A 14,002-nucleotide genomic window follows, 5' to 3' on the forward strand; every position below is an offset into this window, starting at 1 on the left:
GCTAGTGCTGGTATCGCCAGCAAAGCTTGCGCAGGCGGAATAAGTGGACTGGCAATGTGCTTTTTGGATCAATTAGCGCGGTTATTGCTTGCTGCCACGGTCGCGAGTCCTATGATTCACTCGACTTGAAACGAATTCGAAAAATTCCGGATATAGGGACAGCCGTCCATGACACGCACTCATCGCAACTCGCTCTTCCTCGTCGCCACGCTCGCGGTGCTCGGCCTCGCTTCGACCAGCCAAGCCGCCTGGCCGCGATATCGGGTTTCGTCTTCGTACTCGCTGCCGAGCGCGCCGGCGATGCGGCCGGTGTTTGTGCCGGTGTATCCAACTGACAAATACCTGCAAGCCAATCCGGGCGTGGTGCCGGCGACCTACGCACCGCCCGCTGTGAACGTGCCAGGCATGGGAGCACCAGCTGCGAATTATCCGCCATCGCTCGTCGCGCCGCCCGCCATTTCGGTGCCGAACAGCTCGTTCTACCCGCAGACTTATAACGCGCCCGCCTACAACACGCCGGCGTATACCGCGCCATACAGCGCGCAGTACCAACCGCAGTACACGCCCTACAACTACAACGCCGCGCCGCTCACGCCAGCGCCGACTGCGTCGTACTACAACCCGCAACCTTACACGCCCTACCAGCAGCCACGGCCGATCCAGCCTTACACTGGTTCGACCTACGCACCGCAGCCGACGCAGGCCTACGGCAGCTACTATCAACCGACGCGGCCCAGCTCGTTCTACTCGCCCACGCCGAACTACTATCCGCAGCAACAGCCGATCAACTACGGCCAGTACTAGTTCGTCACGCGATCGCTGATCACACTGCACCGAGTGCCACTCAACTGGCGCTCGGTGTTTTTGTTTCTTGCGTAATTCTCATCCCGCTCACGACCGCCACTTCCCCGCGAGTTGCTGCCAACTCGCCGACAATCTGCTACAAACTGTTGGAAGAGTTCATCCCTCTCCCACCACACTTTGGAGATTGTCATGCTTCGCAGCTTTGGCTCGTCCCTGTTACTTTTATCGCTCTGCGCGTTGCCGGTTTGGGCGCAGGTTTCCGCGCCGCCGGAAGGCGAGGGCATGAAATCGATCTTCAACGGCAAGGACCTGACCGGCTGGGATGGCGACCCGCGGCTGTGGAGCGTGAAGGATGGCGTGCTCCATGGCGAAACGACAGCCGAAAACGTCGCCAAGGGAAACACCTTCATCATCTGGAAGGATGGCACGACCAAGGATTTTGAACTGCGGTTGTCGTTCAAGATGAATGCCTCGAACAACTCGGGCATTCAATACCGCTCGAAGCACATCACCGAAAAGCCGAGCAACAACTGGGTCGTGCGCGGCTATCAGCACGAACTGCGCAACGAAACCAAGTTCCCCAACACCTCGTCGTTCATCTACGACGAAGGTGGCAAGCGCGGCCGCATCTGCCTCGTCGGCGAAGAAGCCACCTGGGAAACCGACGGCAAGAAGGTGAAGAAGTCGGACCTGATCGACCAGGCCGGTTTCGACAAACTGATGAAGCTCGACGATTGGAACGACGTCGTGATCATCGGCAAGGGGAAGAACATTCAGCACTTCCTCAACGGCCGCCTAATTCTCGACTTCACCGATAACAATCCCGACCTCGCCCTGAGCGAAGGCATTCTCGCACTGCAACTGCACGCCGGCAAACCGATGTGGGTGGAGTTTAAGAACATCCGGATTCGGGAAATCAAGTAAGTAGTTTTCAGGCCGTAGGCGTTCCCACAAGCCTGAAGCGCCAGCGAAGGAATCTCGCTAGTTCCTTCGCCCTCAGGCTTGTGAATTCGCCGGATTCCTTTCCCAGGCAATAAGATGTCTCGAAACGCTTGGCTGATTGTTTTACTGATCTCAATGTCGATCTCCGCTAGCGCTGCGGATCCCAGTCCGAAGCGCTACGACCTGACCGCCCGCGCGAGTCAGATCGACTCGCGCGTGAAGGCGCATCCCGAGATTAACTTTTTCCTTGAGAAGGATGGCAAGCCGCAGGATGTACAGCATGCGTGCGTCGACACACGCGTGAAGTCGCAAGGCAAACTCGTCATTTGGTTGATGGGGCACAGTCAGCCACTCTTCGAGCGAGTTTCGGGTTATGGATTGCATGCCATTCAAGTCCACTACGCGAATGGCTGGTTCGGCCAATTCGGCAAAGAGCCGCCGCCGGCCGATGACAAGTTTTTAGGGAAGATTCGCCTGGAAGCTGCTACTGGCGAGGACTTCAGCGATGTCGTGAACATTCCCAAGCCGGACGGCATGCAGGAGCGGGCCCTGCAGTTTGTGAAATGGCTGGCGAAGGAAAATCCTGTCGGCGAATGGCAACAGTTTCTGACCGCCGATGGCAAAGATCTGAAGTGGGATCGTGTGATCATGGCCGGCAGTTCGCACGGCTCGACGACTGCCGCGCGGTTTGCCAAGCATCAGAAGGTTGATCGCGTGGTGATGTTCTGCGGCCCACGCGATCAATACGAAACCTGGCAAGGACTCCCCTCGGCGACGCCAGCCAATCGCTACTTCGGCTTCAGCCACGTGCTCGACGGCGGTTGGACGGGAGATCACTATTGCCGGTCATGGGAACTGCTCGGCCTCGGCGAATTCGGCCCGATCGTCGATGTCGACGAAACGAAGGCGCCTTACGGCAACACGCGACGACTGATCACGGCGGCCGATGTAAAGAAGGATGCCAACCGTGCGCACAGTTCGGTGGTTCCCGGCGGCTCTGCGGTGAAGAACGCCGAAGGAAAATTCATTCACGAAGAAGTGTGGAAGTATCTCTTCACCCATCCGGTCGAAGAAACCGGCGCGGCGACCCCACATGATCCAGGTTGCAAGTTGAACTTGCGGAAGACGGAAACGAAGTAGCTTCGCGAACTTTTAAACGGAAGCGAATATTTCTGCAAAAAACCATAAATTGGCAAACGCAATTCCGCCGAGCCAAATTGCCAAGCCGAGCAACTCCCAAGTTAGTAGCGGCCAGCCACGGAACTTGAAGGTGGCAATCACAGCAATCAATGCAGTCGGCGGAAAAATGAGAATCGCTAAAGCCGCCAGCAACATGATCGACTCCGCTCGCAAGAGCAGGACACACACCGCGTTCAATGCGGCGTAACTCAGACCCACGACGAGTGGCGCAATCGCGTGAGGACGTGGCGGCCGGTTGAAGACAATCTTTTCGATCATAAGACAGAACGCAGTGACCATCGTCAGCGAAAAGAGACCTGTTGCTGACCAGAGCCCGGTGCCGAGGAAAAGTGCGATGAAGAAGGTGGCGAATAGCAAACTGGAGATACTGTATTGCCGAACAGGCTGTGGATGATCCTGTGCCAAATCTGGTCGGCGATTGCGAGTCCATCCCGTCGCCCAAGCTGCCGATGGGATCACCACTAGTAACGCCAATGGAAAAAGCGGGCTGCCGAGGAAGCATTGGATGCCCGCCTGCAAGTCAAACTCCCAGCGTCGTGCTTGCCGCTGTAATTCGCGGAGTTCCTTCTCACTGATCCCACGAACCGAATAAAAAATGGCAGCATGCAATTTCGCATTCGTTAGGTCTGCCTCCTGAAGATCTGCGCCAGTGAAATCGGTTTCCTCAAGGTCTGCATCTTGCAGATTTGCAGAACATAGTATTGCACCCCGGAAATTGGCGCGGACCAACGATAGTCCGTGCAGGTCGGCGCCAGTCAGGTCAGCGCGTTCGAAGTAGCCAGTGCCATATTCGCGATTTACACTTGCCAGCGCGCAGCCCGCGAGATTGGCTTGCTTAAAGTCAGAACTGGTGAGGAGCGTCGTCGAGAGATCATTGCCGCCCAAATTCGCGCGCGTCAAATCGCACCACTGAAGTTGCGTACGCGTCAAAGTGGATTCTTGAAGATTAGCACCTCGCAGGCTGGCCGTGACGAATTCGGCATCGGTTAAATCCGCACCGCTGAAATCAGCGCCATCGAGAATGGCCGCGCCGAACTGTGCCTTCGCAAGCTTCGCTCCCGAGAAGTTGGCCTTGCGCAGATTCGTTTCCAGGCCCGCCGTGTGGACGCCACGGAAATCGACGCCGCTGAGATCGAGCCCCGCGAAATCGTTGCCGAACCTGGCGATCAAGTCCATCGCCTTGCGGTCTGATTTGCACTCGGCAGCCAGGGCTGCAATGGCCGCGGGCGTAATCGGCTCGCTGCCTAGCACCGAAAGTGTGCTGAGCAGCGAGGAAAGTAGAACCGCACAGATTGCCTGACGAAGCAATCGATGGTCCCGTGCCAACCGCGAGTGAGAGAAATTAAACGGCTCACGAGAAAAAGGTTAGGCAGAGACTATTGCGCGGGTAACATTTCCAGCTCCGCGAAGATGGCGCGGTGGTCGGAAGCAATGGCTTCGTTGAGCACGCGTACTTCGATCACTTTCCAACGCTCGCTCGGCCGGTAGAGAATGAAGTCGATTTGCTTGGATGGCTTTTCGACAGGAATCGTCGGCAGCGGTTTGTCATTGGCCTGCGTCCAGGCTGCGGCCAGATCTAACAGCGTTTTGCTCTCTGGTGTGGCGTTGAGATCTCCGGCCAGCAGCGCAGGTTGATCGGCGTGCGCGGCGGCCAACTCGTTGATCATCTTCACCGACGCCAACCGTTCTCGCTCATCGCTGCGAAAGTCGAAGTGCGTGGCGTAGAACAGCAGAGGCGGCTTGCCCTCCGCGATTTGCAGTTCGGCGGCGATCACACCCCGCTGTTCGCTTTTATCAATGTTCGGCAGCAGATGATTCTTGTGGCGAATAATGGGAAAACGCGAGAGCAGCAAGTTGCCGTAGTGGCCTCCTTGCAGTTCGATGTTTTCGCCGAAGGCGGCGTGCATTTTCGTGAGGCGGGCCAGTTCGGCGGGCTGATCTTCGCCGCGCGAGCGTTTGACCTTGCGATCGACTTCTTGTACGGCGATGACGTCCGGCTTGACGGAGAGCATCACCTCGGCGATCCGCGGCACGTCGAGCTTCCGATCGACACCCTCGGCGTGATGAATGTTGTAACTGAGCACGCGCAGCCGTAGCGGCTCCTCGGCTCGCGCGGTGCAAAGTCCGGCGAAGATGCAGATGAGCCACAAAACCGAGTTTAGTGATGTCTTCATTTTCACTTTGCAAATTCTGGCCGTTCGCTGGCCTTCTTCAGCGTGGGTTGCGGCTTGGCTTTCGCGGCAGCCACATCGGCTTGCAACAGTTCAACGGCTTTGCCGAGTTGCATGTCTTCGCCGCGCGGCATTTGGCCAGGTTCGGGCCAGAGGATGACATCGGGCACGGCGCCGTTGAGTTCGAAGTCTTCACCGGTGTTCGACAGGTACCAACCGCGCCCCGGCGTGCGAATCTGACCGATGTCCATAATCCGCGCCGAACCGGTGCTGATCACTCCGCCCGCCGTCGGCACGCCGACGAGCTTGCCGCGGCCCAGAGTTTTGATGGCGTGAGCAAAGATCTCGGCATTGCTGAAGCTGTTTTGATTGCAAAGCACGATGATCGGTTTGCTCCAGGTGGCGTAGACCTTGCGATCCTGCGGATAGCCCACGCCCCCTTGCCGGCCGAGCGTGATGGCGTGCACTGGCTGCGAGAGCGCGGTCAGAAGATGATCGGCGATCGAGCCGCCGCCGTTTTCGCGCACGTCGATCACCAGGCCCTCTTTCCCCGCGCCGGCGACGTAGAGGTCTTCGTCGAACTTCGTGAAGTTCGAGTTGCTCATGGCTTGGATGTGCAGATAGCCGAGCTTCCGTTGCGACAGCTCGTCGACCTTTTTGCGGTTCTGCCTTATCCATTCTTCGTAGAGTCGATTGCTCAGCAAACTGCTCGATGGCACCGGCCGCACAGTAACTTGTCGTTCCTCGCCCTTCGCGTTTTTCACCGTGAGCCGAACATCGCGATCCGGCTTGCCGTTCAAGACTTGCGTCAGGTCGTAGGACGGATCGACCGTCACACTGTCGATGGCGAGCACGATCTCACCGGCTTCGACCAGCGAACTCTTTTTCGCCGTTGGTCCGCCGGGGATGACATCTTTCACTTTCAGGCCGGGGCCCTTGTACTCCGGATCAAACCGCAAGCCGAGATGAACGGTGACTGGCCTCCATTCCGTGGGCGGCTTGGGTGCGGCCGGCGTGGGCGGTTCGGGATCGGGTTCGCCTTCGGCCCAGAGCGACAGCGGATCAAACGTGGCGTCACTCAACCGCGCGTTATCATTCGGATTGCCTGCCGAGAGAGGCGTGAAGCCGAGATGTGAACCGTTGAGTTCGCCGAGCATCAAGCTGATGACCGTGGCCAGCTGACGTTCATCGGTCGCGCTAGCAGCGACGTCGGAGTACTTGCGGCGAATCTCGTCCCAATTGCGATTGCCTAACCGCTGGTCGTAATAACGATCGCGCATTACTCGCCAACATTGATCAAAGGCCGCGCGATTCCGTTCGGACCGGCTCGTTTGATGCTGAGTCGTGAAGTTATACGTGCTGTTCTTGCCTCCCGGCACGTTGCTCGTCGGCACGCCGGTTTGCAGCCAGACAATTTGATTTCCCTCGGCCAACCAGCGTGCGCTGCTGCCGGTGCCCGTGATGAGTGAAGTCGGTTTCAGATTCTCTGGGAACTCGATCGAGTACAGGCCGCGTTTGCCTTCGACCGTGCCGGTGAAAGCGAGTTTCTTCGAATCGGGGGACCAGAAAAGATTGGTCTCGGTCGAATCAGGAATCGACACGCGGCGAATACGGTCGTGCAGACCATCCCAATCGATCACCACGGGCTCGGCCGGTTTCACGCTTGGCGTCATGGGATTGTTTCCCGAGCTACCACCAGCCGAGTTGCCAGATCGCGAACCACCCTTGCGACCCTTCGTCATCTTTTCCACGGCTGATTCGAGCTTGCGATCGCGCGAAGCCTGTTCAAAGTCAGCAGCCCGCAGGTACGCGACGTGAATGTCGGTTTCTTCTTCTTGATGCCGGCCGCTGAACGCGATCAGCTTGCCGTCGGGCGACCAGACGGGCGAATGATCGACGTCGGGATGCCGCGAAAGATTCACGGCCGGCAGCGACGCATCGAGCGGCGCGATCCAGACATCGGAGTTGTAGTCGTCGTCGATGGCTGAGTAGCACAGCCATTTGCTATCGGGCGACCAATCGTATCCGAATGACTCGCGGAGCTTGAAGCGCTCCTTCGCTTCGCCGGCGGGCGTGATCGTCCACAAGTCGGTATCGCGCAGATAAGCGAGCTGGTCGCCGCTGGGGCTCCACTGCAGCTGGCTCTCGACGTGCGCATCGTCGGTCATGCGTTGCAGGTTGAATTTGTTGTTCTGCCACCAATACTTCGCTTTGTCGGTGCGCTCCGCTTTCCACAGATCGGTCTTGCCGCCAGCGTCGCTGACGAACCACAGCGCATCGCCACTGGGAGCGAATGTCAAGTCGCGCTCTTCCTCCGGTGTATTGGTGATCTGCTGCGGCTCGCGCAGTTCGGTGTCCATCACCCACACATCGCCACCGGCAATGAATGCGACTTCGAGGCCATCCTTCGTCGTCGCAAAATCGGTTGCAGCCGTGAACGCGCGGCGCAACTCGGGCGGCGTGGCGAGATCGGCTGAGCAGCGAATGTCGATTTTCGTCGGCGCCGCGCCACCGGGTTCGTAGCGATAGAAATCAAACAGCCGGCGAAAGACAATCTGCTGGCCGTTGCGCGATAGCGTTGGAAAGACCACGCCGTCGTCTTTGAAGGTCGTCAGCTGTTTCGTGGCTTTGGTTTCGAACGTGTATTCGCACAGATTGTTTGTGCCATCCTCAGCGCCGACGAAATAAAAGCCCGAGCTATCGGGTTTCCACAGCGGCCAACGCGAGCTGTGCGCGTTGTGGATCAGCTTCGTGAATTTCTTCGCTTCAAGTTCGTACAGCCAGATCTGCGCCGCCTGCGAACCGTAGTAACCTTTCCGCCACCAAGCTTCGCCTTCGCGGGTGAAGAGGAGCTTCTTGCCATCAGGAGAAAGTTGCGGATCGGCGCCATAATCGTCGAACAGCAATCGCTCTTGCACTCGCCCTTCGCGGGGCACGACGAAAAACCGATCAGGCCGGCGCCAGTAATGATCGCGCTGCGCGGAGGTGAGCAGCCCCGTGCCATCTGGCAACCAACCTTGTAGCTGGTAGCCGCCCGTGTGGTGAGTCACTTGCCGCGGCGTGCCTCCGGCGGCGGGCATTAAATAGACTTGCTGACTGCCAGGCCGACTGCTGATGAAGGCTAGCTCTTCGCCATTGGGCGAGAATTCAGGCGCAGTGTCGAGGCCGGCGTCGGTCGTCAAACGCGTCGCCAGTCCGCCCGCGACCGGCACTTTCCAGATATCGCCCCGCCAGCTGAAAGCCAACGTCTGACCATCGGGCGAAAGGGCGGGCTCGGTGGCCAGGCGGATTTCTTCATCCGCTATCGCTGCCATCGCCCAGCCTGAAAAAATCAAGGTAACAGCAGCCAGCGACCGCAAACCCTGCAGCCTGCCCATAGTCATATTCCAGATGAATTCGGTGGATAAATTGCTGCGCCTGATGGTAGTCGGCGGCATACGGAAAGCAATCGGCGCAGTTGGGGCGAAGTTTGCCGCTTGTGCGTGCTCTTCTACATCTGCAGCATTGCTAGCCGCAGCTCGCAAGCAATCCGGCAACGTTTGCCAAATCCGCATCGTGAGCGGTACGTGCCCAATCCGATAAGTAGAAAGTGAGAATCGCCTGTCAGCGCGATTTCACGGCAGTGCGATTTCACGGCCCCGGTGTGAAGCGGACCGAACGATGCAAACAAAGGCTCAACCCCGGATTGGAATCTCGGCACTCGCCGTGCACGAGCCGTCCTGGGCGCTGAGTAACTCGTGGTTCAACGGCATGCCGCGCAAGTTTGCGCAGCATACGGGCATCGAGTCGCGGTTCGTTGCCAGTGAAGACGAAGTTGGCCTCGCCTGGCAAGCTGTTCGCAAACTGCAAGGCGAATTTGGTTGCAACCTGCGCGACTGCGCGGCCTTGGTGTTTGTCTCTCCGTCGTTTGTGCCGATGACTCAGGCTCACCAGCACCTGAGCGATGAACTGGCCCGCCGCGAACGAACGCGCCGCGCTGCCCGCCAGGTGGCTCGTCGGTTGGGGCTATCGAACTGCAGCGTGACCGCCGTCAATTGGTTCTGCAGCGGTTATCCTCGCGCACTATCGCAAGTGACACAGCGGATTCTGCCCAAGATCAAACTTCAGTCGCATCAGTTCGTGCTCGTCGTGACGGCGAGCAAGATCAGCCGCATCACTGACTACGGTTGTCCTCAAACGGCTGGTCTGTTTGGCGATCTCTCGACCGCCACGCTCATCGCCCGCACCGACAGCCGCGAGTATCCCGTCCACTTCGAACTGTTGCACGCGGCTGCCGAGCGCCGGCCGACGAGCGCGCCGTATTTCAATTTTGAACTGCGCAAAGATGTCATCACGCCGACGAGCGACGGCGGCCAAAGCAGCGAAGCCGAACGCTTGGTCTTCTCGCTCGATGGCATGGGAATCGCCGATGCCGCGCCGCGAGCGATGGCTGGCGCTCTCGAAGGCGCGCTCGCTGCTACGGGCATCGCCAAAGAAGACGTCCGCTACGTCCTGCCGCATCAAGCCGGCGCTGCGATCGTTCGTCTGGCCGCGATGAAGATGGAACAACTCGGCATCGCCGGCGAAGTGATCAACGGCCTCACGCGCCAGGTCGGCAACGTCAGCTCGAGTTCCGTGCCGTTCGGTTTGAAGAAACATTGGTCGCAGCTTCGCGGCCTTGTCGCTTGCCCCACCGCAGCCGTCGGTTCGCCCGGCCGGTCCGAAGTTCTGCAGGGCTGCATTCTGTTGCGAGCCACCGCGCTCCACGAACGGAACGTCGTAGCGGTTGCGTAGAACCGCAACATCGCCCGCGGCAGCTCATTCACTCGCTCGATCAGGGGTAGTTGAGCAGCGATTGCCCATTTAGGATGGAACGCTTTCCATTTTCCTGACTCGGCCGAACCAGACCGCGCGAACCTGAATGGTTGTCTCGCGGTCTACCGTCCTATCCCTTCCTCGCCACGATCCTTCGCAGCCACTTTTTGCAGCAACGATGAACGCACTCAACAAAATCAGCAGCCGCATTACTCAGCCCAAAAGCCAAGGCGCCTCGCAGGCGATGCTCTATGGCACGGGCATGACTCCCGAAGACATGAACAAGGGGCAGGTCGGCATTTGCAGCGTGTGGTACGAAGGGAACACCTGCAACATGCACCTCAACAAGCTCTCGGACGAGGTGAAGAAGGGCGTCGTCGGCGCGGACTTGATCGGCATGCGGTTCAACACCATCGGCGTGAGCGATGGCATCTCGATGGGCACCGATGGCATGAGCTTTTCGCTGCAATCGCGCGACCTGATCGCCGACAGCATCGAAACCGTGATGGGCGCCCAGTGGTACGACTCACTGATCACCATTCCGGGTTGCGACAAAAACATGCCGGGCTGCATCATGGCCATGGCTCGGCTCAATCGGCCGTCGCTCATGATCTACGGCGGGACGATTCGTGCGGGTTGCTTGCCGCCGTTGCATCCGAAATTGGATATCGTTTCGGCGTTTCAAGCTTATGGCGAATTCATCGCGGGGCGGCTTCCCGAAGAGGAACGGGCGGGTATTATTCGCCGCAGCATTCCTGGCGCCGGCGCATGCGGCGGTATGTACACCGCGAACACGATGGCCTCAGCGATCGAAGCCATGGGCATGTCGCTGCCGTACAGCTCGTCGATCCCTGCCGAAGATCCGCTGAAGATCGGCGAATGCATCGCGGCTGGCAAGGCGATTCGCAACTTGATGGAAAAAGACATCAAGCCGAGCGACATCATGACTCGCGCCGCGTTTGAAAATGCGATGGTCGTGATCATGGCCACCGGCGGTTCGACGAACGCGGTGCTGCACTTGATCGCCATGGCCCGCGCGATCAACGTGAATCTGACGATCGATGATTTCCAGAAGGTGAGCGACCGCGTGCCGTTCATCGCCGATCTCAAGCCGAGCGGCAAGTATGTGTTCGAAGACTTGCATAACGTCGGCGGTATTCCGGCGCTGATGAAATATCTGCTCGAGAAAGGCTACCTCGACGGCAGCTGTATGACCGTGACCGGCAAGACGATTGCCGAGAATCTGAAAAGCGTGAACGGTCTCGCCGAAGGGCAACGCGTGATCGTGCCGCTCGAAACGCCGATCAAACCGAGCGGTCACATTCAAATCCTTCGCGGCAATCTTTCGCCGGAAGGTTCCGTCGCGAAAATCACCGGCAAGGAAGGGATGAAGTTCTCCGGCCCGGCGCTCGTTTACGACAGCGAAGAAGACATGCTCAAGGGCCTCGAGCAGAAGAAGATCAAAGGTGGCGAAGTGATCGTCATTCGCTACGAAGGCCCGCAAGGCGGCCCTGGCATGCCCGAGATGCTCACTCCCACCAGCGCCATCATGGGCGCCGGCCTCGGCGACAAAGTGGCCCTGATGACCGATGGTCGCTTCAGCGGCGGCTCGCACGGCTTCATCATCGGCCACGTCACGCCGGAAGCGCAACTCGGCGGCCCGATCGCACTGGTCCAGGACGGCGACATCATCACCATCGATGCCGACTCGAAGCGCATCGACGTGGCTGTGTCCGACACCGAAATGGCCGCTCGCAAAAAGGCCTGGAAGATGCCCGCCTTCAAAGCGACCCGTGGCACGCTCTATAAGTACATCAAGAACGTGAAAACGGCGAGCGAAGGTTGCGTGACGGACGAATAGGATTGCAGATTGAAAAACAGAGATTGCAGATTGAAAAATGAAGCAGTCGTCGGAACATACGCTGACCGATCCTGCCATCAATCCCTACGAATCGCCGCAGGGGATCGAGCTCTCGGTTGAAACGGCTGAGGATCAAATGATCCCAGCCCTGCGTGGGCCGTCGATGGGGCTGCTGTTGTTGGCGGGAATGCAGTCACTTAATGTGCTGACGATTCCGATCTGGCTCTACCAATTTTTCGCAGGCGCGAATGTTATGGAGCCGGCACTGATCACTTTGATGTCGTTGCCATCGATCTTCATTTGTTTCGCTGCACTCCGTATGCGGCAAATGAGATCGCTGCGACTCTGCCGAGTGGCCGCCATCATGGCCTGCATCCCGTTTGTCACGCCAACGATTGTTGTTGGTATTCCGTTCGGCATTTGGGCCACGGTGGTCCTTTTCAGGTCGAGCACCGCGGCAGCCTTTGAACGGCAATCGCAAGAGTAATCGCGAATTACGCCAAACCCTGGCGGGCGACTTTCTCGTCGCCTGCAAGTTGCCAGAAGGCGATCGAAGCCGTGATCATCGTCAGGGCGAACATAACGTGACCTGTGGCGAGCGCGATCGACAACCAAATCGGAATGGCAATGATCAACAGGATCGGTCGGGCAAAGCGATTCCAGATTAGGACTGGGAACAGGATCTCGAAGTAAACGATCGCGTGCGTCCAGGCGTTGACCAGCATCGGCGTGCCGCGGAGCGACGTGAGATTGACCGGGCGCGAGCGAGTTTGCGCGAGCAGGTACCAGATGGCGTCGCCGATCCACCAGTTCTCTTGAGCCAGCTTCGACATGCCCATCATGAAGATGAGGGCTGCGAGATGGACTTGCAGCATGCGGAGCGTGAGGTTTGCGAGTTGGCTGGGCTGTGGTTCCGCCGTGGATTTCTTCCGCGCGAGCCAGGCATCGACGCTGAAATATTCGCTGCAGGGGCCGATGACGAGATAAAACAGCAGCGGCGCGAGGACGGGTTCTGCAAGTCCGCTGATCATGGGCACGCGATGAACGAAGCTCAGTAGGATCGCTAACGTGACAGCAGCGGAAACACGGGCGAATAAACCAACGGCCAGGCAGGCCGCAGCGGCGATGCCGATGTATTCGAAGATGCGAACTTCGCTCGGAGTGCGAGCGAAGGCCAGCAACGTGTAGTGATAACTCACGAAATCGGGAGAGGTGGTGAGGTTCGTCACCGTGGCCTGTGGCAGCAGGCTGTTCGGCCCAAACCAGCGGAGCAGATCGGCGTGTTGCGAGAGGAACCACACAATCAAGACCAAGCCCGTCATGATGCGGATGAGGCTGAGGGGTTTTGACGAGGCCGTGCCGAACCAGAATTGGTTCCAGCCTTCGCCCATCGCATTGAACCACTCTTCGGAAAAAGTCGCGGCGTTTTGTTTCAGCAACATGATTAGGAACCTCCCTGACGCGGAGCGACTTCGTTGACGGCCGAACGCTTGATGGCTTGCACCTGGTTGTCTTCATCGAGCCAGACGTCGGCTTCATAAATCATCACGTCATAGCTGCGATCGGTGGCATCATCGCGCTTAAAACCGGTCCCCATTTCTTCGAGGTTCATGGGTTGGCTGCGGCGGCGAATGCAGTGAATCACGCAACGCCGGGCGTCGTTTTCTTCCATGATCCGTTTGCCGAAGGCGCGGGCAATTTCGCCCGTCGTATCGTCCTGCGGGTTTTGCGGATCGGAGCCCAAAGCCATGATGCGGCCGATTTTGAAGTACCGCTTTTGTTCGTCGAGCAGCTTCGAGCCGCGGTCAGGCAGCGTGACCGACTTCAGAAGCTTCTGGGCCGATACCGGCTTGTCGCCGTCGGCATACAGGTCGACGACAAAGACCACGTCGTCGGTCTGTTCGCCGTAGGTCAGGCTGTAGGGAGTGGAGTCGGGATCGAAGTTGAGCAGCTGGGTATAGAAGCCGAAGATCCGCACCAGGCGATTCTGCAGCGGCGACCGGCCGTTGTTGGAGGCAAGAACGACAAAGACGCAGGTGAAGTGCATCACCAACAGCACCGTGATGATGCTGCGCGTGGTCGGATTCCACGGCCCAGCGGGCTTGGGCTTGTCGGGTTTGTTTTGATAACTGCTAGCCATCGGGAGGGAATCCGGTGGTGAGGGGAAAGTTGCTAAGCAAGTCTAGGTTATGCGACGCCCAGTGCGGCGAAAAAGCAACGGGGCAATGGT

The 14,002-nt window shown here is 58.6% G+C and carries 11 protein-coding genes; 6 read left to right on the forward strand and 5 right to left on the reverse strand.

Annotation, left to right across the window (positions count from 1 at the left end):
- The first annotated feature begins 168 nt into the window (after positions 1–168).
- The 3 genes from M9Q49_RS08550 (at position 169) to M9Q49_RS08560 (ending at position 2,886) form a co-directional block, all read left to right on the forward strand.
- Positions 169–804: a hypothetical protein gene (locus tag M9Q49_RS08550; protein WP_254508298.1), complete on the forward strand. Its 636-nt coding sequence runs from the start codon at positions 169–171 to the stop codon at positions 802–804.
- A gap of 189 nt (positions 805–993) precedes the next feature.
- Positions 994–1,728, forward strand: a complete 735-nt coding sequence (locus M9Q49_RS08555) for a 3-keto-disaccharide hydrolase (RefSeq protein ID WP_254508299.1) — start codon at positions 994–996, stop codon at positions 1,726–1,728.
- Between the two features lie 153 nt (positions 1,729–1,881).
- Positions 1,882–2,886 (forward strand): BPSS1187 family protein, encoded by a 1,005-nt coding sequence (locus tag M9Q49_RS08560; RefSeq protein WP_254508300.1) that lies wholly within the window; start codon positions 1,882–1,884, stop codon positions 2,884–2,886.
- A 12-nt stretch (positions 2,887–2,898) separates the two neighbouring features.
- On the opposite strand, the gene M9Q49_RS08565 is transcribed toward M9Q49_RS08560, so the two are convergent.
- The 3 genes from M9Q49_RS08565 to M9Q49_RS08575 all read right to left on the reverse strand — a co-directional run bounded on the left by M9Q49_RS08565 (position 2,899) and on the right by M9Q49_RS08575 (position 8,494).
- Positions 2,899–4,254, reverse strand: coding sequence for a pentapeptide repeat-containing protein (locus M9Q49_RS08565; RefSeq protein ID WP_254508301.1), 1,356 nt, complete (start codon positions 4,252–4,254; stop codon positions 2,899–2,901).
- A gap of 68 nt (positions 4,255–4,322) precedes the next feature.
- Positions 4,323–5,120, reverse strand: coding sequence for an endonuclease/exonuclease/phosphatase family protein (locus M9Q49_RS08570; RefSeq protein WP_254508302.1), 798 nt, complete (start codon positions 5,118–5,120; stop codon positions 4,323–4,325).
- Between the two features lie 2 nt (positions 5,121–5,122).
- A complete protein-coding gene (locus tag M9Q49_RS08575; protein ID WP_254508303.1) occupies positions 5,123–8,494 on the reverse strand; it encodes a S41 family peptidase in 3,372 nt (1,123 codons plus the stop codon).
- A 283-nt stretch (positions 8,495–8,777) separates the two neighbouring features.
- On the opposite strand from M9Q49_RS08575, the gene M9Q49_RS08580 reads away from it, so the two are divergent.
- The 3 genes from M9Q49_RS08580 to M9Q49_RS08590 all read left to right on the forward strand — a co-directional run bounded on the left by M9Q49_RS08580 (position 8,778) and on the right by M9Q49_RS08590 (position 12,259).
- Positions 8,778–9,890 carry a 3-oxoacyl-[acyl-carrier-protein] synthase III C-terminal domain-containing protein gene (locus tag M9Q49_RS08580; RefSeq protein WP_254508304.1) on the forward strand — a complete coding sequence of 371 codons (1,113 nt, stop codon included), beginning with the start codon at positions 8,778–8,780 and terminating at the stop codon, positions 9,888–9,890.
- Between the two features lie 199 nt (positions 9,891–10,089).
- Complete coding sequence (gene ilvD / locus M9Q49_RS08585; RefSeq protein WP_254508305.1) at positions 10,090–11,772, forward strand: dihydroxy-acid dehydratase; 1,683 nt, start codon at positions 10,090–10,092, stop codon at positions 11,770–11,772.
- 37 nt (positions 11,773–11,809) lie between these two features.
- A complete protein-coding gene (locus M9Q49_RS08590) occupies positions 11,810–12,259 on the forward strand; it encodes a hypothetical protein (protein WP_254508306.1) in 450 nt (149 codons plus the stop codon).
- Positions 12,260–12,266: 7 nt separating this feature from the next.
- Here the strand turns inward: M9Q49_RS08590 and M9Q49_RS08595 are convergent, their stop codons facing one another.
- Positions 12,267–13,214: an HTTM domain-containing protein gene (locus tag M9Q49_RS08595; RefSeq protein WP_254508307.1), complete on the reverse strand. Its 948-nt coding sequence runs from the start codon at positions 13,212–13,214 to the stop codon at positions 12,267–12,269.
- 2 nt (positions 13,215–13,216) lie between these two features.
- Positions 13,217–13,912, reverse strand: coding sequence for a hypothetical protein (locus M9Q49_RS08600; RefSeq protein ID WP_254508308.1), 696 nt, complete (start codon positions 13,910–13,912; stop codon positions 13,217–13,219).
- Positions 13,913–14,002 lie beyond the last annotated feature (90 nt).

This window comes from Anatilimnocola floriformis, assembly GCF_024256385.1.
Taxonomy (GTDB): Bacteria; Planctomycetota; Planctomycetia; order Pirellulales; family Pirellulaceae; genus Anatilimnocola; species Anatilimnocola floriformis.

Bases quoted from the DNA above. Each gene is read 5' to 3' on its own strand.
- M9Q49_RS08550 (WP_254508298.1), top strand. From the start codon at position 169: ATGACACGCACTCATCGCAACTCGCTCTTCCTCGTCGCCACGCTCGCG.
- M9Q49_RS08555 (WP_254508299.1), top strand. From the start codon at position 994: ATGCTTCGCAGCTTTGGCTCGTCCCTGTTACTTTTATCGCTCTGCGCG.
- M9Q49_RS08560 (WP_254508300.1), top strand. From the start codon at position 1,882: ATGTCGATCTCCGCTAGCGCTGCGGATCCCAGTCCGAAGCGCTACGAC.
- M9Q49_RS08570 (WP_254508302.1), bottom strand. From the start codon at position 5,120: ATGAAGACATCACTAAACTCGGTTTTGTGGCTCATCTGCATCTTCGCC.
- M9Q49_RS08575 (WP_254508303.1), bottom strand. From the start codon at position 8,494: ATGGGCAGGCTGCAGGGTTTGCGGTCGCTGGCTGCTGTTACCTTGATT.
- M9Q49_RS08580 (WP_254508304.1), top strand. From the start codon at position 8,778: ATGCAAACAAAGGCTCAACCCCGGATTGGAATCTCGGCACTCGCCGTG.
- ilvD (WP_254508305.1), top strand. From the start codon at position 10,090: ATGAACGCACTCAACAAAATCAGCAGCCGCATTACTCAGCCCAAAAGC.
- M9Q49_RS08590 (WP_254508306.1), top strand. From the start codon at position 11,810: ATGAAGCAGTCGTCGGAACATACGCTGACCGATCCTGCCATCAATCCC.
- M9Q49_RS08595 (WP_254508307.1), bottom strand. From the start codon at position 13,214: ATGTTGCTGAAACAAAACGCCGCGACTTTTTCCGAAGAGTGGTTCAAT.
- M9Q49_RS08600 (WP_254508308.1), bottom strand. From the start codon at position 13,912: ATGGCTAGCAGTTATCAAAACAAACCCGACAAGCCCAAGCCCGCTGGG.